This is a genomic window from Microbispora sp. NPDC088329 (genome assembly GCF_040685655.1).
In the GTDB taxonomy this organism is placed as follows: Bacteria; Actinomycetota; Actinomycetes; order Streptosporangiales; family Streptosporangiaceae; genus Microbispora.
Genome location: NZ_JBFBIP010000003.1, coordinates 311,320 through 335,284, shown reverse-complemented (window position 1 = coordinate 335,284; position 23,965 = coordinate 311,320). Strand labels below are relative to the sequence as shown.

General features: G+C 72.6%; 23 protein-coding genes and 1 riboswitch. Of the genes, 10 read left to right on the top strand and 13 right to left on the bottom strand.

Translation table 11 applies throughout. The annotated features are described in order from the left end of the window. The first annotated feature begins 18 nt into the window (after window positions 1-18). The 3 genes from AB0O28_RS08880 (at window position 19) to AB0O28_RS08870 (ending at window position 2,791) form a co-directional block, all read left to right on the top strand. Window positions 19-456 carry a MarR family transcriptional regulator gene (locus AB0O28_RS08880; protein WP_363637886.1) on the top strand — a complete coding sequence of 146 codons (438 nt, stop codon included), beginning with the start codon at window positions 19-21 and terminating at the stop codon, window positions 454-456. Then, window positions 453-1,298, top strand: a complete 846-nt coding sequence (locus AB0O28_RS08875; protein WP_363637885.1) for an alpha/beta hydrolase — start codon at window positions 453-455, stop codon at window positions 1,296-1,298. The genes AB0O28_RS08880 and AB0O28_RS08875 overlap by 4 nt, the downstream gene beginning before the upstream one ends. Window positions 1,299-1,438: 140 nt before the next feature. Further along, window positions 1,439-2,791, top strand: coding sequence for a serine hydrolase domain-containing protein (locus tag AB0O28_RS08870; RefSeq protein WP_363637883.1), 1,353 nt, complete (start codon window positions 1,439-1,441; stop codon window positions 2,789-2,791). A 16-nt stretch (window positions 2,792-2,807) separates the two neighbouring features. Here AB0O28_RS08870 and AB0O28_RS08865 read toward each other — a convergent pair whose 3' ends face one another. The 4 genes from AB0O28_RS08865 to AB0O28_RS08850 are packed head-to-tail and all read right to left on the bottom strand — an operon-like array spanning window position 2,808 to window position 6,455. Further along, window positions 2,808-4,004, bottom strand: coding sequence for an FtsX-like permease family protein (locus AB0O28_RS08865; RefSeq protein ID WP_363637881.1), 1,197 nt, complete (start codon window positions 4,002-4,004; stop codon window positions 2,808-2,810). Continuing rightward, entirely contained in the window at window positions 4,001-4,804 is an 804-nt protein-coding gene (locus tag AB0O28_RS08860; RefSeq protein WP_363637879.1) for an ABC transporter ATP-binding protein, read from the bottom strand. The genes AB0O28_RS08865 and AB0O28_RS08860 overlap by 4 nt, the downstream gene beginning before the upstream one ends. After that, complete coding sequence (locus tag AB0O28_RS08855; protein ID WP_363637877.1) at window positions 4,801-5,880, bottom strand: peptidoglycan-binding protein; 1,080 nt, start codon at window positions 5,878-5,880, stop codon at window positions 4,801-4,803. Before AB0O28_RS08855 ends, AB0O28_RS08860 begins: the two co-directional genes overlap by 4 nt. Further along, window positions 5,877-6,455, bottom strand: coding sequence for a hypothetical protein (locus tag AB0O28_RS08850; protein WP_363637875.1), 579 nt, complete (start codon window positions 6,453-6,455; stop codon window positions 5,877-5,879). Before AB0O28_RS08850 ends, AB0O28_RS08855 begins: the two co-directional genes overlap by 4 nt. A gap of 142 nt (window positions 6,456-6,597) precedes the next feature. Here AB0O28_RS08850 and AB0O28_RS08845 point away from each other — a divergent pair, with 142 nt between their 5' ends. The 3 genes from AB0O28_RS08845 (at window position 6,598) to AB0O28_RS08835 (ending at window position 9,470) form a co-directional block, all read left to right on the top strand. After that, complete coding sequence (locus AB0O28_RS08845) at window positions 6,598-7,251, top strand: response regulator transcription factor (RefSeq protein WP_363637873.1); 654 nt, start codon at window positions 6,598-6,600, stop codon at window positions 7,249-7,251. After that, window positions 7,248-8,423: a HAMP domain-containing sensor histidine kinase gene (locus tag AB0O28_RS08840; RefSeq protein WP_363637871.1), complete on the top strand. Its 1,176-nt coding sequence runs from the start codon at window positions 7,248-7,250 to the stop codon at window positions 8,421-8,423. The genes AB0O28_RS08845 and AB0O28_RS08840 overlap by 4 nt, the downstream gene beginning before the upstream one ends. A 220-nt stretch (window positions 8,424-8,643) precedes the next feature. After that, window positions 8,644-8,775, top strand: a riboswitch (cyclic di-AMP (ydaO/yuaA leader). Window positions 8,776-8,789: 14 nt separating this feature from the next. Then, on the top strand, window positions 8,790-9,470 hold the full coding sequence (locus tag AB0O28_RS08835) for a CHAP domain-containing protein (RefSeq protein ID WP_363637869.1): 681 nt from the start codon (window positions 8,790-8,792) through the stop codon (window positions 9,468-9,470). Between the two features lie 245 nt (window positions 9,471-9,715). Here AB0O28_RS08835 and AB0O28_RS08830 read toward each other — a convergent pair whose 3' ends face one another. The 8 genes from AB0O28_RS08830 to trpB all read right to left on the bottom strand — a co-directional run bounded on the left by AB0O28_RS08830 (window position 9,716) and on the right by trpB (window position 18,323). Beyond that, window positions 9,716-10,180 carry a hypothetical protein gene (locus AB0O28_RS08830; RefSeq protein WP_363637866.1) on the bottom strand — a complete coding sequence of 155 codons (465 nt, stop codon included), beginning with the start codon at window positions 10,178-10,180 and terminating at the stop codon, window positions 9,716-9,718. Between the two features lie 116 nt (window positions 10,181-10,296). After that, on the bottom strand, window positions 10,297-12,687 hold the full coding sequence (locus AB0O28_RS08825) for an excinuclease ABC subunit UvrA (protein ID WP_363637864.1): 2,391 nt from the start codon (window positions 12,685-12,687) through the stop codon (window positions 10,297-10,299). A gap of 145 nt (window positions 12,688-12,832) precedes the next feature. Beyond that, on the bottom strand, window positions 12,833-13,243 hold the full coding sequence (locus AB0O28_RS08820; RefSeq protein WP_363637862.1) for a VOC family protein: 411 nt from the start codon (window positions 13,241-13,243) through the stop codon (window positions 12,833-12,835). Between the two features lie 5 nt (window positions 13,244-13,248). Next, the gene (locus AB0O28_RS08815; protein WP_363637860.1) at window positions 13,249-13,698 is read right to left on the bottom strand and encodes a helix-turn-helix transcriptional regulator; all 450 of its coding nucleotides are present in this window, start codon (window positions 13,696-13,698) and stop codon (window positions 13,249-13,251) included. Between the two features lie 132 nt (window positions 13,699-13,830). Continuing rightward, window positions 13,831-15,372, bottom strand: coding sequence for a rifampin monooxygenase (rox, locus tag AB0O28_RS08810; protein ID WP_363637858.1), 1,542 nt, complete (start codon window positions 15,370-15,372; stop codon window positions 13,831-13,833). A gap of 229 nt (window positions 15,373-15,601) precedes the next feature. After that, window positions 15,602-16,357: a GntR family transcriptional regulator gene (locus AB0O28_RS08805; protein ID WP_363637855.1), complete on the bottom strand. Its 756-nt coding sequence runs from the start codon at window positions 16,355-16,357 to the stop codon at window positions 15,602-15,604. Beyond that, on the bottom strand, window positions 16,354-17,169 hold the full coding sequence (gene trpA, locus AB0O28_RS08800) for a tryptophan synthase subunit alpha (protein ID WP_363637852.1): 816 nt from the start codon (window positions 17,167-17,169) through the stop codon (window positions 16,354-16,356). Before trpA ends, AB0O28_RS08805 begins: the two co-directional genes overlap by 4 nt. Continuing rightward, window positions 17,166-18,323: a tryptophan synthase subunit beta gene (trpB, locus tag AB0O28_RS08795; protein ID WP_363638396.1), complete on the bottom strand. Its 1,158-nt coding sequence runs from the start codon at window positions 18,321-18,323 to the stop codon at window positions 17,166-17,168. Before trpB ends, trpA begins: the two co-directional genes overlap by 4 nt. A gap of 170 nt (window positions 18,324-18,493) precedes the next feature. On the opposite strand from trpB, the gene AB0O28_RS08790 reads away from it, so the two are divergent. Next, window positions 18,494-19,192, top strand: coding sequence for an NAD(P)H-binding protein (locus AB0O28_RS08790; protein ID WP_363637850.1), 699 nt, complete (start codon window positions 18,494-18,496; stop codon window positions 19,190-19,192). A gap of 108 nt (window positions 19,193-19,300) precedes the next feature. Here the strand turns inward: AB0O28_RS08790 and AB0O28_RS08785 are convergent, their stop codons facing one another. Next, on the bottom strand, window positions 19,301-20,185 hold the full coding sequence (locus tag AB0O28_RS08785; RefSeq protein WP_363637848.1) for a LysR family transcriptional regulator: 885 nt from the start codon (window positions 20,183-20,185) through the stop codon (window positions 19,301-19,303). Window positions 20,186-20,310: 125 nt separating this feature from the next. Between AB0O28_RS08785 and AB0O28_RS08780 the strand changes: the two genes are divergently transcribed. From AB0O28_RS08780 to AB0O28_RS08770, 3 genes are all read left to right on the top strand, one after another. Then, window positions 20,311-21,696, top strand: a complete 1,386-nt coding sequence (locus AB0O28_RS08780) for an MFS transporter (protein WP_363637846.1) — start codon at window positions 20,311-20,313, stop codon at window positions 21,694-21,696. 129 nt (window positions 21,697-21,825) lie between these two features. Further along, entirely contained in the window at window positions 21,826-22,527 is a 702-nt protein-coding gene (locus AB0O28_RS08775) for a 2-phosphosulfolactate phosphatase (RefSeq protein ID WP_363637844.1), read from the top strand. Window positions 22,528-22,737: 210 nt separating this feature from the next. Next, complete coding sequence (locus AB0O28_RS08770) at window positions 22,738-23,949, top strand: ATP-binding protein (protein WP_363637842.1); 1,212 nt, start codon at window positions 22,738-22,740, stop codon at window positions 23,947-23,949. The last annotated feature ends 16 nt before the right edge of the window (window positions 23,950-23,965 follow it).

Genomic DNA, 23,965 nt, shown 5'->3' with positions numbered 1-23,965 from the left:
GCATGTTAAGTTACAGGCATGGAGCGAAACCTAAGCCTCAACCTGCACGTGCTCATCGCCCGGCTGGACCGGGCGGCCGACCGGATCCTGCGGGCCGAGCACAACATCTCCTACAGCCGCTTCCTGGCGCTGACCCTGGTGGGCGAGCTGGGTGCCTCGACGCAGCGGACCCTGGCCGAATACCTCGGCGTGACCGAGCCGTCGGTGAGCCGCATGACCGGAATCCTCGCCGCCGACGGCCTTCTCGACGTCCAGCCCGACCCCGCCGGAGGGAACCGCCGGCAGCTGAGCCTCACCGGCGAGGGAAAGCGGGTGGTGAGCTCGATCCGGCAGGAGTTCGAAGACCGGCTGGCCACGGTCGTGGCCGAGAGCGGCGTGCCGTACGCCGAATACGCCGAGCACACCGCCCGGCTGCTGACGACGTTCGACCGGCTGGAGCGGGAGGCGGGCAAGTGAACCAGGACATCCAGACCACGCCGTTACGCGAGAACACGGCCGTGTCCGCCGACGGCACGGTGATCGGCTACCAGACGCTGGGCGCGGGACCCGACCTCATCGTGGTCGGCGGCAACCTCAAGACCTCCGACGACTATCTGCCACTGGCCCGGCTGCTGGCCCGCTCCTTCACGGTGCACGTCGTCGACCGGCGCGGCCGGGGCGCCAGCGGCCCCCAGGGGCCCGAGTACTCCCTGGCCAAGGAAGTGGAGGACCTGCGCGCCGTCCAGGCCGCGACCCAGGCGCGGCTGGCGTTCGGGCACAGCTACGGCGGGCTGGTCGTCCTGGAGACCGCGCGATCCTTCCCGCTGTTCGACCGCATCGCGGTCTTCGAGCCGGGGGTGCCCGTCGCCCCCGTCCCCACCGCTTGGATGGAGCCCTTCCGGGAACGGCTGGCCGCGGGCGACCACTACGGGGCGTTCATCCACTTCATCCAGGGATCGGGCGGTGCACCGGACTTCATGAACAAGCTGCCGCACTGGTATCTGCGCACGGTCTTCCGCATCGCCTTCCGCGGGCCCTCCTGGCAGCGGATGCGGCCCCTGCTGGGCGCCTGCCTGGCCGAACACGAGCAGCTCGCCGCCCAGTACGGCCGCCTCCCCGAGTTCGCCGGCGTCACCGCCCCCGTGCTGCTCCTGGTGGGCGCCCGCTCCAAGCCCCACCACCGGGAAGAGTTCGCGACACTGGCCGACACCCTTCCCAACGCCGTGCTCCGGACCGTGGACGGCCTCAACCACATGGGCCCCTCGGAGCGGAAGGCCGCCCCGGTCGTGGCCGAGCAGGCGCTGCCGTTCCTTCTGTGACGATGCGGGCCGTCGGCTCCCGCTCCACGGCGCGGCGGCCGCACGACGAGGTGCGGCCCCGGCCGGCTCCGGCTGGCTCCGGGGCCGCGCGGGCGGCGGGGCGCTAGCCTGGTGCGGGTCACGGAAAGGGGACGACCGGAATGGTGCTGGAGGGGACGGCCCGCGCGCTGCTACGCAGGCTGGCGGCCGAGCAGGCGGAGTCACGGGTGCCGTCGCTGGTGGCGGCGATCGTACGGGACGGCGAGATCGCCTGGTTCGGGGCGCGCGGCCGGATCGGCGAGGAGCAGCCCACCCGGGACACCCAGTACCGCATCGGCTCCATCACCAAGACCTTCGTGGCGACCGCCGTCATGCGGCTGCGCGACGAGGGCCGGCTCGACCTGCTGGACCCCCTGGACAAGCACGTGCCCGGCACGCCGCTGGGCGACGTCACGGTCGCCCAGCTGATGTCCCACAGCGGCGGGCTGACCGCCGAGTCGCCCGGCCAGTGGTGGGAGCGCACCCCGGGCGTGCCGGTGGGCGACCTGATCGCCGCGCTCGGCCCCGAGTCCGCCCGGCACCGGCCCGGCCGCCGCTACCACTATTCCAACCTCGGGTTCGCCCTGCTCGGTGAGTTGATCGCGCGCAAGCGGTCGGCGCCGTGGGACGAAGTCGTACGCGAGGAGATCCTGGAGCCGCTCGGCATGCGCGACACCACGCCCCGCCCCCGGGCGCCGCATGCCACCGGCTACGCCGTGCACCCGTGGGCCGACGTGCTGCTGCCCGAGCCGGAAAACGACCACGGCGCGATGGCCCCCGCGGGGCAGATGTGGTCCACCGCCGCCGACCTGGCCCGCTGGGCGGCCTTCATGGGCGGCGACACCGGCGAGGTGCTGCGCCCGGCCACGGTCGCGGAGATGCGCGAACCGGCCGTGGTGGACGACGGCGACATCTGGACCCGCGGTTACGGCCTCGGTCTCCAGCTGGCCCGGCACATCGGGCCCGGCGGCCCGCGGCGGCTGGCCGGCCACACCGGGTCGATGCCCGGATTCCTCGCCACCGTGTGGGCCGACCCCGCCGACGGCGTGGCCGTGCTGTGGATGGCCAACACCACCTCGGGCATGCGCAACCTCGACACCGCCCTGCTGGACATCCTGGCCGAGCACGAGCCGCCGCTGCCGGCCGAGTGGTCGCCCTCCCCGGTGGACGAGGACCTGCTCGCGCTGACCGGGCCGTGGTACTGGGGGCCGACGCCGTACGTGCTGCGGGTCCTGCCGCATGACGGCCTGTCGCTGACCCCCGTGAGCGGGCAGGGCCGCGCCTCCCGATTCGTCCGCCAGGCCGACGGCACCTGGCTCGGGCTCGACGGCTACTACGCGGGGGAGACCCTGCGGGTGGTGCGCTCCCCCGGCGGGGTGACCCACCTCGACCTCAACACGTTCGTCTTCACGCGTGAGCCGTACGACCCGGCGGCCCCGGTGCCGGGCGGCGTCGACCCGGCCGGCTGGCGGTGACCGGCCGGGTCGCCGGTCAGGTGGTGGCCAGCGCGACCGTCGGCGACAGGCGGGCCGCGCGCATCGCCGGGTAGAGACCCGCGAGGGTGCCGATGACGAGCGTGGCGCCGACGGCGCCCGCGAAGGCCCAGGCCGGCACCACCGGCGGCCAGTCGCGCGACAGCGCGTAGCCGACGGTGGCCAGGCCGCCCAGCGCCGCCCCCGCGATCCCGCCGAGCGCCGACAGCAGCAGCGACTCCGCGAGGAACTGCAGACGGACCTGTCCCCGGGTGGCGCCCAGCGAGCGGCGCAGGCCGATCTCCTTGCGCCGTTCCAGCACCGAGATCACCATCGTGTTGGCCACGCCGACCCCGCCGACCAGCAGCGCGACCGCGCCGAGGCCGAGCAGCAGGTTGGTGAACGCGCTCGCGGCCGCCGCCCGGGCCGTCAGTGCGTCCGAGGGTCTGCTGACCGTGACCTCCTCGGGGTTCTCCGGGTTGACCGTGCGCGGCAGCACGGCCCGCACGGCCTCCACCGCCTCCTCTGCGGATCGTTCGTAGATGGTCGTCGGGTGGCCGTCGAAGCCCAGGTACTTCTCCGCGGCCGGGAACCCGACGAGCGCCGAACGCTCGATCTCCGGGGCGAGCGGCATCGGGCCGAGGACGCCGACGACCGTGAACCACCGCTCGCCCATCCAGACCTGCGCGCCGGTTCTGTTGATGCCGAGCCGTTCCGCCGCCTTGGCACCCAGCACGACGGCGGGCCGCGCCTCGGTGACGGCGTTCAGCCAGGCGCCCGTGACGACCCGGCCCTCCAGGGTGGTGAGCAGGCCCGCGGTGGCGGCCTGGACGGCGATGCCGCCGGTCACGGCCTTGGGGATGCGATCGGTGCGCCGGATCGTGGTGTCGACCGATCCGGTGGCCGAGGCCGTGCGGACCGGCCCGATGCGCCGGACCATGCCGAGCGCCTCCTTGGGCAGCTGGGCCTCCCCGCCGAACACCGTCTGCCCCGGCGAGACGGTGAGCAGGTTGGTGCCGAGCCGGTCGAGCTGGCGCAGCAACTGCTCACGGGAGGAGGCCGAGATCCCCAGCACCGCGATCATCGTGGCGATGCCGATGGCGATGCCGAGCGCGGACAGCACCACCCGGGCCGGGCGGGTGCGCAGCCCGGCCGCGCCGGTCCGCAGGACGTCGGACGGCCCGAGCCTGGCAGGAGCCATGTGCTGCCGGATCATCGCGCCCCTTCCCCGGTCTCCCGAACCAGGTCGCGCCCGGTGCCGGTGGGGCACGCCGGTTCATCCGTCCGCGCCTTGGGATCGGGCCCGGGAGGCCGGCGTCCGGTGCCGTGCCCGGTGTCGGCGACGACCCGGCCGTCGCGTACGCGCACCTGCCGGGGGCACCACTCGGCGATCTCGGGGTCGTGCGTGATGACCGCGATCGTGGTGCCGGAGGCGTGCAGGTCGCGCAGGATTGCCAGCACCTCGGCGCCGGCCGCCGAGTCCAGGTTGCCGGTCGGTTCGTCGGCCAGCAGCAGCGGCGGGTCGCCCGCCACGGCGCGGGCCACCGCCACCCGCTGCTGTTCACCGCCGGACAGCTGGTTGGGGCGGTGGCCCAGCCGGTGGCCGAGGCCCACCCGCTCCAGCGCGGCGGCGGCGCGTTCCCGCCGCGCCCGCAACGGCGTGCCGGTGTAGAGCAGGCCGTCGGCGACGTTGTCCAGCGCGCTCACCCCGGGCGCGAGGTGGAACTGCTGGAAGACGAAGCCCAGGTGCCGGGCGCGCAACGCGGACAGCTCGCGGTCGCGAAGCCCGGCCACGTCGTGCCCGGCGATTCGCACGGTGCCCGTGGTGGGCCGGTCCAGTGTGCCGATCAGGTGCAGCAGGGTCGACTTGCCCGAGCCGGACGGCCCGGCGACGGCCACCAGCTCGCCGTGTTCGATGAGCAGGTCCACCCCGCGCAGGGCCCGCACGCCGCCGTAGACCTTGGTCACCTCGCGCAGCTCCACCACGTACGGCTGCTCGGACTGCGGGAGGTTCATGGGGCGGGCACCCCGACCTTCATGCCCTCGGCGAGGCCGGCGCCGGTGATCTCGACCATGCCGCTGCCGAAGGCGCCGAGCTCGACCGGGACCACGCGGGTGGAGGCGCCCTCGACCACCTCGACGCCGAAGCCGCCCTCCCGCAGGGCCAGCAGCGCCTCCACGGGCACGGCCAGCACGTTCTCCCGCCGCTCGCTGACCAGCTCCACCTCGACGGGGGCCTTGTCGAGGCGGGTCTTCGGGGTCGTGCCCAAGGTGATGTCGACGTCGACGGTGCTGCCCTCGTCCTGTCCCTGCCCGGAAGGGACGGACTCGGCCACCGTGCCGACCGAGGTGATCCTCCCGGTGACCCGCTCGCCACCGGGCAGTTCCACGGTGACCTTGGCGCCCTTCCTGGCCAGCGTCTGGTCGTCGGTGGACAGGTCCACGTGCACCAGCCGTCGTACGCCCGACACGGTGAGGGCCGGGCGTCCGGGCGTGGTCCTGTCGCCGACGTCGACCTTGGCGTCCGTCACCCGGGCGGCGGCAGGCAGGAAGACCACCTGGGAGGCGTCCACCTGCCCGGTCTCGGGCAGCCCGGCGTCGTCCTGCCACTGCTTGACGGCCAGATAGGTGGCGTAGCTGAAGTGGTCGTCCACGGTCAGGTCGTCTCCGTAGCCCAGGACCTTGAGGTTGCGTTCGAGCTGCTCGACGTCCGGGCCGTCGTCGACGCCCTGCCGCAGCGGGCGGTACATCGGCAGCGAGCCGTACATGAGGACCACCGGCCTGCGGTCGACCCTGAGCAGCGGGCGGCCGCGCCGGACGATCGCCCCCTCGGCGGGCACCCAGGTCACGATGCCGGTGGCGTCGGTGCTCACCTGCCGCTCGCCGGAGTAGGTCAGCGCCCCCTCCACGGTCTTGGTGTCGACCACGTCCTGCCGGCTGATCGACACGGTGGCGGGAACCCCGGTGGCGGGGACCGGGGGTGCGGTAGGCCCGGCCGCGCCGGCCCCGTCGCCGCCCGACAGGACCACTGCGGTTCCCGCGGCGGCCAGGGCGAGGACGCCGGCGCCCGCGATCACCAGGCCCTTCCTCACTGCCTGCTCCCCGGCGCGAGCTCCTCGCAGGCCTTCTGCGCCTCTTCCATCGCCTTCTCCTGGCCCGGCTTGAGCTTGAACTGGATCCCCTGTCCGGGCGCCGGGTCGGGGATGTCGATGCCGTGCTCACGCATGCACTGGGCGAACTTGACCATGCGGTCGCGCACCTGGGGGTCGTCGCCGCCGAGCTTGTCGCCGACCGCGTCCTTCATGAAGTGCTCGCAGGCCTGCATGGCCTTGCGCATCACGGCCTCCTCGCCCTTTTTGCCCATGATGCGGACGCGGCCGTCGGGGCCGGGGTCGGGCATGTCCACGCCGTGCTCGCGCATGCACTGGGCGAACTTGAGCTGGGCCTCCTGCCGGTCGACGGTGCCCGGTGACGGCTTCGTCGTCGCGCCCGTCGCGGTGCCGGTGGTGGCGCCGGGAGTGGCGCCGGGAGTGGCGCCGGGAGTGGCGCCGGGAGTGGCGCCGCCCGCACTGGCGATCCCGTCGTCCGCGGGGGCCGCGCCGCAGGCGGCCAGTGCCAGCGCGAGCCCGAATGCCGGGCCCAGGGCGCGCAGCGGTCGTAAGCGCATGGGTCGCTCCTTCTTTCCCGGGGCGTTCGCCCGGGACGGGGCCCAACTTCAGCGGAGGCGGTGCTAAACGCGGATAAGCGAGATCCGTTTATCCGCGGCTAACACCTCCTGCGCCAGTCTCGGAGCCGAGCGGGAGGTTGGAATGCGGGTGCTCGTGGTCGAGGACGAGGAACAGCTGGCCCACGCGGTCGCCCGCGGGCTGCGGCTGCACGCGATCGCGGTGGACGTGGCCTGCGACGGCCGGGAGGCGCTGGAGCTGGCCGCCTACGTCGACTACGACGTGGTCGTGCTCGACCGCGACCTGCCCGAGGTGCACGGAGACGAGGTGTGCCGGGAGCTGGTCGGCGCCGGCGGGGCGAGCCGCATCCTCATGCTGACGGCGGCCGGGCGGGTGCGGGACCGGGTCGGGGGCCTGTCCCTGGGCGCCGACGACTACCTGGTCAAGCCGTTCGCGTTCGCCGAGCTGGTGGCCCGGATCCGGGCGCTGGCCCGGCGCACGCCCCGGGCGGTGCCGCCGGCGATCGAGCGGGCCGGGATCCGGCTCGACCCCGCCCGCCGCACGGTCGTGCGGGACGGGCGGCAGGTGGCGCTGGGGCGTAAGGAGTTCGACGTGCTGCACGAGCTGATGAGCGCGGGCGGCGGGCTGGTCACCCCGGCCCGGCTGCGCGCGAAGGTGTGGGACGAGCACGCCGGCGCCGGTACCGGCGTGCTGCGCGTCACGATCACCTCGCTGCGCCGCAAGCTGGGCGAGCCGCCGGTGATCGAGAACGTGCCGGGCCGGGGGTACCGGCTGTGACCCGCGTCCTGTCCTTGTGGGGCGGGCTCGGTCTGCGGATGCGGCTCACCCTCCTGTACGGCGGGCTGTTCCTCCTGGCGGGGTCGGTGCTGCTGTGGTTCACCCACCTGCTGACCGCGCGGGCACTCAACCAGCGGTTCGTGGTGGCGGTGGCGTCGAAGGTGACCGGCGCGGGCGCCCCCGATGCCGTCCCCGGCGGCAGGCTGCCCGACGGCGACCTGCTCGCGCAGCGGGTGCGGACCAATGTCGAGCAGGGGGCGGCGGACGTGCTGAGCGACGTGCTCAGGTCGACGGTGATCGTCATGATCCTGGTCGGGGCCGTCGCGGTGGTGCTGGGCTACCTGGTGGCCGACCGCGCTCTGCGCCCGCTCGACCGCGTGACCGAGACCGCGCAGCGGCTGTCGGAGAGCACGCTGCACGAGCGGATCGCCCTGCGCGGCCCGCAGGACGAGGTCAAACGGCTCGCCGACACCTTCGACGCGATGCTCGACCGGCTGCACCGGGTGTTCGACGCCCAGCGCCGGTTCATCGCCAACGCCTCCCATGAGCTGCGCACCCCGCTGGCGGTCAACCGTACGGTCCTTGAGGTGTCGCTGGAGGAACCGGCCGCGTCGGAGGACCTCAAGGCGCTGGCCCGCGCGCTGCTGGGCACGAACGCGAGGTATGAGCGGCTGATCGAGGGCCTGCTCATGCTGGCCCAGTCGGAGCAGGAGGTGACCTGCCGCAGGCCGGTCGACCTGCGGCAGGTCGTCCGCACGGTGATGGAGCAGATCGACCTGCAGCCGCGACGCGGGAAGGTGGTCGTCCACGAGGACCTGCGCCCGGCGGTCGCGCAGGGTGATCCGCTCTTCCTCGAGCGCTGCCTGTTCAACCTGCTGGAGAACGCGATCAAGTACAACGTGCGCGACGGAGAGGTCTGGGTCCGGCTGCGGGAGGACGAGGCCGGGGTGAGCGTGACGGTGGAGAACACCGGGCCCCTCGTCCCGCCGTACGAGGTGGACGACATGTTCGAGCCGTTCCGCCGGCTCGGCGGCGACCGCGTGCGTTCCGCCCGGGGGGCGGGGCTGGGCCTGTCCATCGTCCGGGCCATCGCCGTGGCACACGGCGGCACGGCGGAGGCGCTGGCCCGGCCGGAAGGCGGCCTGGCGGTGACCGTGCGCCTGCCCGGGTGATCACGGGTTGCGCGCGCCACGGCGCGCCCCTGATGATCACGTGGCGCGGCCTGCTACCCACCCCGCCCGACTTGCCGCACTAAGCACCGTAAAATCTGACTTGGTCTAACTTGACCGGTTTGACCTGGTCTATTACCTTTTAGGCATCTCAGGGCGCACTTGCTCATCTCAATGGTCAAGAAGCCCTCCTCAGACCGACGCGGCCGGCCGATACCGGCCTGCCGCCCGGCCGCCGAGTCCGCGTCCGCGGAGCCGGGGACCCACCTCTCCTGGGGTGAATCGGCATGCCTGCCGTAGGGCGACTTCCAGCCCGAACCCGTCAGCTAACCCGGTAGGCGGCATGGAAGTAAGGGAGTTCGCCCCACCATGCACGTCCTCAACACCTGTATGCGCGCTGCCCTCGCGGGCGGGGCCCTCGCCGCCACCGTGCTGGTCGCGTCGCCGGCGGCGCACGCCGACAACCCGCACGCCGGCAAGGGCCCGGCGGCCTCGCAGTCCATGGCCGAGATCGCCTCCACGCTGCCCAAGATCAGCGCCGCGGACGTGCTGACCCTGGCCAGGAGCCAGGTCGGGATCAGCGAGAACGCGGCCGGCGGCGGAACCAAGTTCCAGCAGTGGTACATGTCCTCGCCCCGCGCCCGTGAGACCCTCGCCCGCGACGGAGGCACCCTGAAGGGCTACCTCAACGCCGCCTGGTGCGACATGTTCGTCTCCTGGGTCGGCGACCAGCTCGGCATCGGGCCCGTCATGGGCTCCGACGCCTACACGGTCGAGCACGCCCGCTGGTTCGCCGACCACGGCCGCTGGGGTCAGACGCCCAAGCCGGGCGCGGTGGTGTTCTTCAACTGGAACGGCAGCAAGGACATCGACGACATCGTGCATGTCGGCTTCGTCGTCAAGGACAACGGCGACGGCACCATCCGGACCATCGAGGGCAACACGGGCGACGGCGGCGCCGTCGAGACCCGCACCCGCCCCACCTCGCAGGTGGTCGGGTACGGCTACCCGATGTATCCCGCGGACGCCTCCACCACCGCCTCCGCCTGACGGGCCGGCGGTCCGGCACGGACCCCGAAGCGCGCCGGCGATCCCGGCGCGCTTCGCCGTCCACGCGAAGGACCGGAGTGCCGCCCGCTATCGCTGTGCATGCGCACGCCGCGATCCGCGACGGGTTCCCGAGCGGGGCCGTCCGGCCGGGTCGATCGGGGCAAGGATCGAGCCTCCAACAGACCCAGTGATCCTAGAAGGACAGGCGTTCCTGGTGGGGTCCGACTCGATCAAACCGGAGCGCGTCAGGTGGCCTCGCCCAACTGTTCGGCCAGCCGCTCCAGGCCGCCCCTGATGAGCCGCCCGTACTCGTCGTCGCCGAGTTCGCCGATCAAGGCCCGCGCCTGCTGGAGATGCTCACGGGCGCGGCCTGAGTCGCCCAGCTTGCGATAGCACTCACTCAGGTTCAGGTGCAAGGACGGATACAGGCCGGCCACGGAAAGTGGCACCCCGGCCTGGGCCACCCGCTCGTCGGTGACGAGATCGGCGGCGGCAAGCGCACGCAGATCCCACATCAGCTCCTGGTGCACGTCGTCCTGTACGTCGGCCATCGAGTGGGCGAGGACGCAAACATGCAGCGGGTCGCCCTGTTCACCGCCGATGTCGTCCCAGATCTGCGCGAACAGGTCGCGCGCGGCCTCACGCCGGCCCTGGTGGTGATGCAACTCCACCCCCTGACCGATCCGGGTCATCGTCGGGTCGGTGGTCATGATCATCTCCTTTTGCCGACGCAGGCGATCGCGGTCACCCTAGTGCCTGACGTGTCCTGACGACATGTTCCTGCGGGGGGCCGTCGCGGTGCCCGCGACGGCCCCGACGGCCCCGGTCAGGCGCCGACGTAGGCCGCGAGATGCTCGCCGGTGAGGGTGGAGCGGGCGGCGACGAGATCGGCCGGAGTGCCCTCGAAGACGATCCGGCCGCCGTCGTGACCGGCGCCCGGACCGAGATCGACGATCCAGTCCGCGTGCGCCATGACGGCCTGGTGATGCTCGATCACGATGACCGACTTGCCGGAGTCGACCAGCCGGTCCAGCAGGCCGAGCAGCTGCTCGACGTCGGCGAGGTGGAGGCCGGTGGTCGGCTCGTCCAGGACGTAGACACCCCCCTTGTCGCCCATGTGGGTGGCCAGCTTGAGCCGCTGCCGCTCGCCGCCGGACAGCGTGGTGAGCGGCTGGCCGAGCGTGAGGTAGCCGAGCCCGACGTCGGCGAGCCGGTCGAGGATGGCGCGCGCGGCCGGCGTGCGCGCCTCGCCGGAGCCGAAGAACTCCTGGGCCTCCTCCACCGGCATCGCGAGCACCTCGCTGATGTCGCGCCCGCCGAGCTTGTGCTCCAGCACCGCCGCCTGGAACCGCTTCCCCTCGCACTCCTCGCAGGTGGTGGAGACCCCGGCCATCATCGCCAGATCCATGTAGATGACGCCGGCGCCGTTGCAGGTGGGGCAGGCGCCCTCGGAGTTGGCGCTGAACAGCGCCGGCTTCACGCCGTTGGCCTTCGCGAACGCCTTGCGGATCGGGTCGAGCAGCCCTGTGTACGTCGCCGGGTTGCTCCGCCGCGAGCCGCGGATGCCGCCCTGGTCGACCGACACGACACCCGCGCCGGCGGGGATCGACCCGTGGATGAGCGAACTCTTGCCCGATCCGGCCACTCCGGTGACGACGACGAGCACTCCGAGCGGGATGTCGACGTCGACGTCGCGCAGGTTGTTCGCCGTCGCGCCGCGGATCTCCAGCGTGCCGGTGGGCGTGCGCACCGACTTCTTGAGGCCGGCCCGGTCGTCGATGTGGCGGCCGGTGACGGTGCCGCCGGCCCGCAGCCCCTCGACCGTGCCCTCGAAGCAGACCATGCCGCCCGCCGTGCCGGCGCCGGGGCCGAGGTCGACGACGTGATCGGCGATCGCGATCATCTCCGGCTTGTGCTCCACGACCAGCACCGTGTTGCCCTTGTCCCGCAGCCGCAGCAGCAAACCGTTCATCCGCTGGATGTCATGGGGGTGCAGGCCCGTCGTGGGCTCGTCGAAGACGTAGGTGACATCGGTGAGCGAGGAGCCGAGGTGGCGGATCATCTTGACGCGCTGCGCCTCGCCGCCCGACAGCGTGCCCGACGCCCGGTCGAGGGACAGATAGCCCAGTCCGATCTCCACGAACGAGTCGAGGAGCTGCTGCAACGTGGTGAGCAGCGGCGCGACCGACGGCTCGTCCAGGCCGCGGACCCAGTCGGCCAGGTCGCTTATCTGCATCGCGCAGGCGTCGGCGATGCTGACCCCCTCGATCTTGGACGACCGGGCCGCCTCGCTGAGCCGGGTGCCGCCGCACTCGGGGCAGGTCATGAACTTCACCGCCCGCTCCACGAACGCCCGGACGTGCGGCTGCAATGCCTCCTTGTCCTTGGACAGCATCGACTTCTGGATCCGCGGGATCAGGCCCTCGTAAGTGAGGTTGATGTTGTCGACCTTGATCTTGGTCGGCTCCCTGTGGAGCAGGTCGTGGAGTTCCTTCTTGGTGAAGTCGCGGATCGGCTTGTCCGGGTCGAAGAAACCGGAGCCGCTGAAGATGCGGCCGTACCAGCCGTCGACGCTGTAGCCGGGGATCGTGAGCGCGCCCTCGTTGAGCGACTTGGAGTCGTCGTACAGCTGGGACAGGTCGATGTCGGAGGTCCGGCCCATGCCCTCACAGCGCGGGCACATGCCGCCGGTGACGTTGAACTCGCGCCGCTCCTTCACGGTCTTGCCGCCGCGCTCGAATTTGACCGCGCCCGCGCCGCTGATCGAGGCGACGTTGAAGGAGAACGCCTGGGGCGAGCCGATGTGCGGCCGGCCGAGCCGGCTGAACAGGATGCGCAGCATCGCGTTGGCGTCGGTGACGGTGCCGACCGTGGAACGGGGGTTGGGGCCCATCCGCTCCTGGTCGACGACGATCGCGGTCGTCAGCCCGTCGAGCACGTCGACCTCGGGCCGGGACAGCGTCGGCATGAAGCCCTGCACGAACGCGGAGTAGGTCTCGTTGATCAGCCGCTGCGATTCGGCCGCGATCGTGCTGAACACCAGCGAGCTCTTGCCCGAGCCGGAGACGCCGGTGAACACCGTGAGCCGGCGTTTCGGGATCTCGACGCTGACGTCTTTGAGGTTGTTCTCACGCGCGCCGTACACGCGAATCAGGTCGTGGGTGTCGGCGACGTGCGGCGTGGCCGACCGCGTGTCCGTCCTCGGGGCCATGGTCATCGTGTCTCCATATAAGTTTCAGGCGGAGCCGTCCTCGCGACCCGCGCCGGCGTCGCCTGACTGATTCAACCAGCTTCGAGCGGTACGCCCGGTTCTGCGCGCCCTGCGCGGGCCGCCGCGGAACCGGCGATGCGGTAGGGCCGCCTCAGCGCAGCTCGTTGACGCGGATCATGTTGCCCGCGGGATCGCGGAAGGCGCAGTCGCGAACCCCGTACGGCTGCTCGACGGGCTCCTGAACGACCTCGGCGCCGCCGGCCCGCAGCCGTTCGAAGAGGCCGTCGAGGTCCTCGGCGGCCAGGGTGATCATGGCGTAGGTGCCCTTGGCCATCATCTCGGCGATGGTGCGGCGCTCGTCGTCGGTGACGCCGGGGTTGCCGGCCGGCGGGTACAGGACGATGGACGTGCCGGGCCGGCCGGGAGGACCGACCGTGATCCAGCGCATCCCGCCGTAACCGACGTCGCCCCGGACCTCGAAACCGAGGGTGTCGCGGTAGAAGGCCAGGGCCGCGTCCGGGTCGTCGTGCGGGAGGAAGACCGAGTGAATCCTGACGTCCATGGCCGTCACGCTAGCCGCGGCTCGGCGAGTGGCGCTTCTCGATTCCTGACCGGCCTGGTCACCTGTTTCGCCACACAGGGCGGCATGCCCGCGGTCGCGTCCGCCGCCTGGCGTCGGTAGGTGCTGGGCGGCACGCCGACCAGCTCGGTGAAGCGGGTGCTGAAGGTGCCCAGAGACGAGCAGCCCACCGCGAAGCAGACCTCGGTCACGCTGAGGTCGCCACGGCGCAGCAACGCCATCGCGCGTTCGATGCGCCGCGTCATCAGATAGCTGTACGGCGATTCGCCGTAGGCGAGCCGGAACTGGCGGCTGAGGTGCCCGGCCGACATGTTCACACCATGGGCGAGCGCCTCGACGTCCAGCGGCTGTGCGTACTCCCGGTCGATGCGGTCACGGACTCGGCGCAGCAGCGCGAGATCGCGCAGGTGCTGCGGCGAGGCGGTTCTGCTGGTCACCTGGGGATAGTACGTCGCGCCACCGACACTTTCGCGCGGCCACCGCCCGCCGGCATGGCCGTTTTCCGCCATGCCGGCGGGCGGTTGATGTCCGGCCCGCGCATCCGCGGGATGGCCGCCGCTCAGGTGAGATCAGTCGGCGGGCCTGCCGAACCAGCGGGAGAGGTGGTCGTCCAGGTCCTGCTGATCGTCGCCGATCCAGGCGACGTGGCCGTCAGGGCGTAGCAGGACGCACGGAACATCCAGCGCCGCAGCGGGATCCGCGAGGTGATCGACCCGGTCCGACCAGCCGCCGACGGTCAGGCGTTCGGTCCGGTCCAGCAGCAGGCCGCGGCCGCGATGCAGCAGGCTGTAGAGGTTGCCCTGTTTCACGTCGATGTCGGGCAGGCGGCTGCCGAGCAGGTCGGGCCCTTCGCCGAAGTCGTAGCGGATGCCGATGGCGGTGATCTTCTCGATCAGATGGCGGTTCACCTCGTCGAAGTCCATCAGCTCGGAGAGCAGCCGGCGCACGGCCTGGGCGCCCGGTTCGGCGGACAGCAGTTCCATCTGGGCGCGGGTGTTGTCCAGCACGTCCTCGGCGACCGGTCGGCGTTCGGCCTGGTAGGTGTCCAGCAGTGTCTCCGGCGCCCAGCCGCGGATCTGTGCGGCCAGTTTCCAGCCGAGGTTGAACGCGTCCTGGACGCCCAGGTTGAGGCCCTGTCCGCCGATGGGCGGGTGGATGTGTGCCGCGTCCCCGGCCAGCAGCACCCGCCCGACCCGGTAACGTTCGGCCAGCCGGGTGGCATCCCCGAAGCGGGACATCCAACGCGGGGAGTGCACACCGAAATCGGTTCCGGCGATGGCGCGCAGCGCCTGTTTGAAATCCTCGAGGGTGGGCGGCTTCGCGCGATCACCGACTCCCAGGGCGGGGACGACGACGCTGTAGACCCCTCCGCCGAAGGGCCGGAGCCAGAATCGCTGATGGGTCTCGCGGAGTTCGGCCACCTTGGCGGCGATCTCCTCCTGCGGCACACCCACTTCCATCTCGCCCATCAGCGTGTCGTTGCGTGAGGGCTCGCCGGGGAAGCCGACACCGAGCAGTTTGCGCACCGTGCTGCGCCCGCCGTCACAGCCGACGAGATAGCGCGAACGCAGCTGTTCCCCGTCGGCCAGCTCGACGGTCACGCCCTCGTCGTCCTGCTCGAGACCGGCGACCGCGCAACCACGCCGGACCTGCGCGCCCAGTGCGGTCGCGTGTTCTTCCAGGAGGCGTTCCACGACCGGCTGCGGGATGCCCAGCAGATAGGCGTACGCGGAATCCAGGCCCGCGGGCGCGGGTTTGGGGATGGCGGCGAAGAAACCGCCGGCCGGACGCCGTCTTCCATGCGGGAGAACGCGATCCAGCAGTCCGCGCATCGCCATCAGCTCGAGACTGCGAATGTGCAGACCGACGATGCGGACGAACGACTTGGGCTCGGTTTCCTTCTCCAGAACGAGCACCCGCACATCGTGCAGCCGCAGTTCGGCGGCCAGCATCGCGCCGGTCGGCCCGCACCCGGCGATGATCACGTCGAACGGAAGGGGTGCGTGATCGGCGCCGGAGGCCGGCGACCGGGGCCCCGGGACGTCGCCCACGGTGGCGTCGCGCCCGGCCCTGTCGTTCGACGACGGCCCGGCGGTGAACTGAGAGTCCATAGGTGTTGCCTTTCGGGAGTGCCTTGTTGGTGAGGCGCTCCCGGCGACACCTACGTCGATCGCCCGGCCGTGACGGGAAGGGGGAGCACCCACATCGATACAGCGTTCATGGGTCTCACCTCCTCGGGCGGCGTCACGGTCAGCTGCAAGCTACAAGTCCGAGCATCGGCCCGTCCAATCCTTTTCCCGCCACGGCCGAGGTGCCGCCGGCGTGTGCGGCGGGAGGGTCTCAGCTGGTGGGGCCCCAGGTGAGAGACAGGCCGGTGGCGGCGCGTTCGGTGCGGATCTCCATCATGCTGCCGAGGATGGTGGCGTGGTCGGACACCACGGGCGTGGCGTCGAGGGTGTAGGTGATCCGGGTGCTGAGGAGCACCGGGCCGCCCTGCGGCTCGTGCAGGTGGCGGGCGGCGGCGGGGCCGAGCAGACCGGGCCGGACCACCTCCGACGCCCGGGCGACCGCCACCCCCGCGTCGGCGAGGGCCGTGTAGAGGGAGACGGCGGTGAAGTCGCGGTCGCGGATCTGGTCGGCCACCGGCCGCCGGACCCAGGACACCTGGTGCACGGCGGGACGTCCCGCGAACTCGCGGACCCGCTCCAGCCGCAGGGCGGTGTCGCCGGGACGCAGCCGCAGCTCCGCGGCGATCGGGGCGGGGGCCCGGCGCACCGCCCGCCCGACCACCGCGGTGCGCACGTCGTGGCCCTGTTTACGCAGGTCGTCGACCAGGCTGCGGAGCGAGTCGAGCTGGTACGACAGGTGGGGCGGGGCGACGAACGTGCCCCTGCCGGGCTGCTGCACGATCAGCCTCTCGTCGCTGAGCTCCCGCAACGCCTGCCGCAGCGTCATGAGGGTCACCCCGTAGGAGGCGCTCAGCTCCCGTTGCGGCGGCAGGGCCTCCCCGGGGGCGTAGTGTCCCGACCGGATCTTCGCGGCGAGGTCGGCGGCGATGGCGCGGTATCTCGCCTCGTGCCCGGCGTCGGGGGTCATCGTGGTCGGTCACACTCCTGGTCGAGGGCTCGCCGCAGGGCCGCGAGGAAGGTCCGAAGGTCGTCCGGCCCGGCCCCGTCGAGCACCCGCCGCATGACGGCGGCGCCGACCACCACGCCGTCGGCGTGCCGGCGGGCTTCGCGTGCCTGGTCCGGGGTGGAAACGCCAAATCCTAGCAAGACCGGCCGGTCGGTCACGCGCCTGATCCGCTCGGTGAGCTCCGCCGCCGACGCGGCGAGGGCGGCCCGCTCACCGGTGGTGCCCATCAGGGACACCGCGTAGACGAATCCGCGGCTGCGGCACGCGATCTCCGCCAGCCGTGGCTGCGGCGTCGCCGGCGACGCCAGCAGGGCCGGCTCGATCCCGGCGGCGGCGGCCACGTCCATCAGCTCGTCCGCCTCGTGCACCGGCAGGTCGGGCACGATCAGGCCGTCGACGCCGGCCCCGCGCAGCGCGGCACAGAACGCCGCGGGGCCGTCGTGCAGCACCAGGTTGTAGTAGGTGCTGGCGACCAACGGCACTCCCAGGTCCGGCATGGCGGACAGGTCGGCGAGGATCCGGCGGGTGCTCGCCCCCCGCGCCAGTGCCGTGTCGCCTGCCTGCTGGATGGTGACGCCGTCCAGCGTGGGGTCGGAGAAGGGCAGGCCGACCTCGATCGCGTCCGCTCCCGCGGCGGCGAACGCCCGCAGGTAGTCCGTCCAGCCGGGCGTGATCCCGCCGGTGACGTACGGCATGAGCAGGCCGCGGCCGGCGTCCCGGCGGGCACGCAGGTGGCGCTCGACCGCGCCCGGGGCCAGGGTGGAGTTCGTCACAGCAGCTCCTTCAGGGTTGACACGTCCTTGTCGCCCCGGCCGGACAACGTCATCATCACCGTCGATCCCGCGGGCAACTCGCCGTCGCCCGCCGCGCGGATCACCCAGGCGAGGGCGTGCGCCGATTCGAGCGCCGGGACGATGCCTTCGGCACGCGCCAGCCGTACCGCCGCGCCGACGGCCTCGTCGTCGGTCACCGTGACGTAGCGGGCCCGGCCCAGATCGCGCAGGTGGGCGTGCTCCGGGCCGACTCCCGGGTAGTCGAGCCCGGCGGCGATGGAGTGCGCCTGGACGATCTGCCCGTCGTCGTCCTGCAGGAACAGCGAGCGGCAGCCGTGCAGGACGCCCAGCCGGCCGCGGGTCGCCCCCGCGCCGCCGTCGGCCTCGACACCGACCAGGCGCGCCGGGGTGTCGGCGAATCCGGCGAACGTGCCGGCCGCGTTGGAGCCGCCGCCGACGCACGCGACCACGTAGTCCGGCACGCCGGTCCGCAGCTCGGCGGCGCACTGCCCGCGGGCCTCGTCGCCGATGACCCGCTGGAACTCCCTGACCATCCACGGGTAGGGATCCGGCCCGAGGACCGAGCCGATGCAGTAGTGGGAGTCGCCGGTCGCGCCCACCCAGTGCCGCATGGCCTCGCTCGTCGCGTCCTTGAGGGTGCGGCTGCCCGTTGTCACCGGGACCACCTCGGCGCCCAGCATGCGCATCCGGAAGACGTTCAGCGCCTGCCGCTCGATGTCGCGCTCGCCCATGAACACCGTGGCCTCCAGCCCGAGCAGCGCGGCGGCGGTCGCGGTGGCCACCCCGTGCTGGCCCGCCCCCGTCTCGGCGATCAGCCTGCGCCGTCCCATCCGGGTGGCCAGCAGGGCCTGGCCCAGCACATTGTTGATCTTGTGGGATCCGGTGTGGGTGAGATCCTCGCGTTTGAGATACAGCCGCACGCCCAGCGTCTCCGACAGCCGGTGGGCCGGTGTGAGCGGGGTCGGCCGCCCGGCGTGCACGGCGAGCAGCCGCGCCAGGGCGCCGCGGAACCCCGGATCCACCCAGGCCTCCCGGAACGCCCCCTCCACCTCGCGGCACGCCTCCACCAGGGACTCCGGCGCGTACCGTCCGCCGTACTCGCCGAATCGGCCCCGTGTCTGAGGCTCGCCCATCGTCCCGTCCAGCGGGACCGGCTCACTCCACGGCAGCACATCTCGCATGCCATCCCCCAATCGTTCTATAACTCTACAAAGAGTTCTATAACAGTGAGTGTCGCATGGGCGGCACCGGCGCGCTACCACGGGTGCGCTACTCGTGTTTGACTAGCCGGCGCTAGTCGTGTTTGACGGACCTGCCGTCCGGGGTGCGGGCGGTGGGCGGTGACCTGGGCGAGCCGGCGTCGCTGGCGCCGGTGTTGACCGGCGTGGAAGCGGTGTATCTGTTCTCCGCCGGCCGGGCGGCCGGCGGGTTCGCCGCGGCCGCCGCGCGTGCCGGGGTCAAGCGGATCGTGGTGGTGTCCGGACTCGACGACGACCCGGCCGGCGTGGAGCGGCCGCTCGCCGACGCCGGGCTGGAGTGGACTCATCTGCGGCCCAACGCGTACGCCTCCAACGCCCTGCGGCACTGGGGCGGCATGATCCGGCACCAGGGCGCGGTGCGTGCCCCGTATCCGGACGCGGCGACCGCACCCGTGCACGAGGCCGACCTCGCCGCCGTCGCCGCGATCGCGCTGAGGGGCGGCCACGCGGGCCGGCGATACTCGCTCACCGGGCCGCAGTCGCTCACCTTCCGCGAGCAGGTCGCCATCCTCGCCCGCGCGCTGGGCCGTGAGCTCTCCTTCGTCGAGGAGACGCCGGAGCAGGCCCGCGAACGGATGGCCCGCTACGGCATGCCGCGTTCCGTCGTCGACGAGCTCCTGGCCATGTGGGCCGCCTCCGTGGGAGTGCCCGCCACCGTGTCACCTGCCGTCGAGCGGCTCACCGGGCTGCCCGCCCGGGGGTTCGCGCAGTGGGCCGACGAGCACGCAGACGACTTCCGCTGAGTGCCGTCATGCTGCGCAACCGCATCTTCGCCTGGCATCGGGAGTTGCAGGACGTGCACCACCGCCTGGAAAAGGCGCTGGAGGACGCCCGCAGGGCCATCCGCTGACTCAACGGCCTCCGGCGCTGGCGTACAGGACCTCCCGCATGCCGGGGAGGGCCTCGCGGTCGGCCCGCCACACCAGGCGCAGGCTCAGACCGCGGACATCGAGCGCGAGCCGGGCGAGAGCACCGGCGGCGACCCGATCGGCGACCGCGAACCACGGCAGCAAAGTGATCCCGAGGCCACGCTCGGCCCAGGCCCGCATGACGGGCACTCCCCCCGCCCGCACCCGCTCCACCCGGTCGCCCAGCAGGCGCTCCCCCGCCAGCCACAACGAGCAGGCGGGCACGTTGACCAGCAGCCGCTGGCCGTACAGGTCCTCCTCGCGCAGCCGCGACGCGGCGGCCAGCGGATGATCGGGTGCGGCGACCAGCGCGAGCGGCACGGGATCGAGGTCGAGGAAGGCAAGCGGCGTGTCCGGCGCGCCGAAGCCGAGCCCGCCGACGTCTTCTCCGGTGTCCAGCAGCAGCGCCGCGTCGAGGTCCGCGGCGGCGACCGCGTTCAGGAGTCGGTCGCGGACGCCGTCCGACCGCACCTCGACCACGAGGTCGGGCCGGCGCTCGGCCAGCCGGGACAGAACCTCGGGCACGTGCACGGCCGCGATCGTCTCCAGGGCGCCCAGCCGCAGCACCGGGCGCGTCCCGGCCACGTCGCGTCTGGCCTGGTCGGCCTGCTCGAGCAGGCGGCGCGCCCAGCCGCGCAGCCGCTCGCCCGCCGCGGTCAGGCGCATCCCCCGGGGTCCCCGGTCGAACAGCGCGACCCCGAGGTCCCGTTCCAGCGTCCTGATCTGCTCCGACACCGACGACGGCGCCAGATCCAGGGCGACGGCGGCGTCGGTGACCGTGCGATGAGTCACAACCGCCTCGAAGGTGCGCAACTGCCGCAGTTCCATGCCGCAGCGAACAGGCCGGGAGCGTTCGGTTATTCCGAACGCTCCCTGCGGCCGGGCCGGTGGAGCTCGTACGGCGGCCGGCTCCACAGTGAGGCCCAGGTTGATTCACCTTCCTGGAGATTCTCATGACGATCACCGCCTCTCCCCCGGACACGCCGGCCCGGGCTCGCGCGCTGACCGGGATCGCGCTCGGCTATTTCATGGTGCTGCTCGACACCACCGTCGTGTCGGTCGCCGAGCCCGATCTCGCGCGTTCCTTCGGCGGAGCGGGCGTCGCGGGGCTGCAGTGGGCCGTGACCGGCTACACCCTCGTGTTCGGCGCGGCGCTGCTGACCGCCGGGTCGGTGGCCGACCGGTACGGCGCGCACCGCGTGTTCCGGGCGGCGGTCACCGCATTCGGTCTGGGCAGCCTGCTGACCGCGCTCGCACCGTCGCTGTGGGCGCTGGTCGGGCTGCGGGCGCTGCTCGGCCTGGCCGCCGCGGGCTGCGTCCCCGCGTCCATGGCCATGATCGCCCGGCTGTATCCGGTGCCCGCAGAACGAACCCGGGCCGTGGCCGTCTGGGCGGCGACCAGCGGCGCCGCGCTCGTCGCCGGCCCGGTGGCCGGCGGGGCGCTGACCGATCTGGCGGGCTGGCGGGCGATTTTCCTGATCAACGTGCCGCTCGCCGCCGTCACCCTCGTGCTCACCGCCGTGCCCGCCGTGCGCTGCCCGCGCGGCGACCGGCGGATCGACTGGGCCGGCCAGATCCTGGCCTGCGCCGCGGTGGCGCTGCTGACCGACACGCTGATCGCCCTCGGCGCCCGGTCCCTCGTCCACGCCGCCTGGTCGGCGGGCGCGACGGTGCCGTCGGTGTGCGCCTTCGCCGTACGGGAGCGGCGCGGCCACGCGCCGGTTCTGGCGCCCGCCGTGCTCCGCGCGCCCGGTATGCCCGCCGCGCTGCTGGCGGGCGCTGCGGTCAACTTCGCGATGAGCGGGGTGCTGTTCGTGCTGCCGCTGCTGTTCCAGCAGGCGCTCGGCCTGACTCCGGGGCGGATCGGAGCGGCGCTCCTGCCCATGACGCTGCCCTTCGCCGTCAATCCGCTGCTCACCGGCAGGCTCGTGGCCAGGTCAGGGCCGCGGCCGCCGGTGCTGGCGGGGCTCGGCCTGCTCACTGCGGGCGGCGTCGCGTTCGGCGCGGCCGTCCGGGCGGGCGCCTCCTACCCGTTCCTGCTGGCCGGTCTGGTCGCCACCGGCTTCGGTGTGTCGTTCGCGCTGCCCGCGCTGGCCACCCTGGTCGTGACCGCGGCTCCCGAGGGCGCCGCCGGCGCGGCCGGTGGGCTGCTCAACGCGGCCCGGCAGTGCGGCGCCACGATCGGCGTCGCCGTGACGGGGGCGTTCGTCGCCCTCGGCGTTCCCGATCAGGGACACCGCGGCGCGGCGTACGCGCTGATCGTGCCGGGGGTGGTGTGCGCCGCGGCGGCCGTCGCCGTCGCACGGACGTCCCGGAGGGCCCGGCCGCCCGCCGGTTGAGGCGGTGGGCCCCTGCTCAGCTCCTGCCGAGGGTGACGGTTATCGGCGGCCGCCCGGCTCTGCGGGCCGGCCGCCGGGGAGCACGGCAACCGGCCGGATCCCGCGCCGGGCATGCGCGATCATGACCGGATGGACACTCGTTTCCTCGGCATCGCCGAGCTGGCCGAAGCCCCGTCCGCGGCGGTCGTGGTCGACGTCATGCGCGCCTTCACCGTGGCTGCCTGGGCCTTCGCCCGGGGGGCGGAGAAAATCGTCCTCGCCGAGTCGCTGGACGAAGCCCTGGCGCTCAAGGCACGCCACCCGGATTGGGTGGCGATCAAGGACGGTCCGCCGGCGACCGGGTTCGACGCCGTCAACTCGCCGGGCCTGCTGCGGTCTGCCGACCTGGGCGGGCGGACCGTTGTGCAGAAGACCACCGCAGGGACGGTCGGCGCCCTCGCGGTCAAGGAGGCGTCGTTCGTGCTGTGCGCCGGCTTCGTGGTGGCGGAGGCGACGGCTCGGCTTCTGCGCGCACGCGAGTGCGGCAGTGTCACGTTCGTGGTCACCGGCGACGACGGGCGCGCCGATGAGGATCTGGCGTGCGCTCAGTACATCGCGCGCAGGGCCACCGGGGCCGGGGCGGATGCGTCCGAGTTCCTCCGCCGAGCCGGCGAGTCGCGCGCGGCCGCCGAGTTGGCGGAGGGCGTGCGCCAAGGAGCCCATCCTGACGACGTCGCACTCTGTCTTGAACTCGACCGGTTCCCCTTCGCCATGGTGGCGGCCGTGGAGGGCTCGTCCATGGTCCTCCGCCCGTGCGCCGTGCCCCCGCCGACCGGCGAGGCTTCGACCTGATCGCCGGTGCGGCCCGCCGTACGAGACGGTGGACGGTCCTCGTGATGGCTGCCGGCGTCTTCATCTGCTTTTCCGTCACCCCTTCGGCGGCGGCCCCCGGTGACAGGCCGCCTCATGGGCATAGGAGACGACACGGCCGCCGGACGCGCGGCCGGGAGTCTTGCGGACTGCGGGGGCCGGAAGACAAGGTGCGGGAAAGGCACCGTGGTCATGAGGTCAGAGATCGACTATGAAGCGGTGTTCCGGGCCGGTCAGGCCCCGTCGGCGGTGCTGACCCCCGCTTTCGTCCTGGTCGACGTGAACGACGGTTTCCTGAAGACGCACGGGCGCGATCGCGACGCCTTCGTCGGCCGCGGCCTCTTCGACGTCTTCCCGCCCAATCCCGCCGCGCCGGAGGACTCCGAGCAGCAGGGGGCGCCGACACTGCGAGCCGCCCTGGAGCAGGTGCTGACCACCGGGCGCCGCGACTTCGTTCCGCTGCAGAGGTACGACGTCGAGGCGGCGGACCGGCCCGGGGCGTTCGAGGAGCGGTATTGGAGCACGGTCCTCACTCCCGTTCCCGGTCCGTACGGCCAGGTCAGATGGATCGTCCTCAGCACCGAGGAGGTCACCGACCTCGTCCGCGCGCTGCGCCGCTCCGGCGCGGACGAAGACAAGGAGGGCGGGAACGACTCCCTGACCCTGCAGTTGCGGACCCTCAACGACCAGCTCAGGCAGGCGCACCGGGAACAGCGCGAGACGACCTCGGCGCTGCGCGAGGCCATCGAACGGCAGCGACGGCTGGTCTACGACGCCTCCCACGACCTGCGCAACCCCATCACCGGCCTGCTGACGGAGCTGGAGGTCGCGCTGTCCGAACCCGGTTGCGACCTGCACCGGCTCCTGCGCAAGCTGCTGCGCGACGCCGAGCGGCTCAACGACATCGTGGCCGACCTGCTCGACCTGGCCCGGCTGGACAACCGGCCCCCCGAGGACAACCGCCTGATCGACCTCGCCGACTTCGTCACCGAGGAACTGGACCGCCGCACCCCCTCCGCGGCCGTCATCACCCGCCTCGATACGCACGTGTGCGTGCGTGCGTCGGCGATCCGCCTGGCCCGGCTGCTGAGCAACCTGATGACCAACGCCGAGCGGCACAGTCACACCAAGATCGAGGTGGTCGTCACCTCCGACCCGCCCGACGCCGTCCTGGAGGTCGTCGACGACGGCCCCGGCATCCCGCCGGAGGACCGCGAACGCGTCTTCGAACGCCGTTACCGGCGAGAGGATGCACGCCTACGGGATCCCGGCGGGTCAGGGCTCGGCCTGTCCATCGCGCGGGAGATCGCCCAGGAGCACGGGGGCCGGTTGTACGCCGCCGAGCAGAACGGCGGTGCCCGTCTCGTCCTGCGTCTGCCCCTCGCCGCCGAGCCCCGCACGTGACGGACTTCTCTTGGGG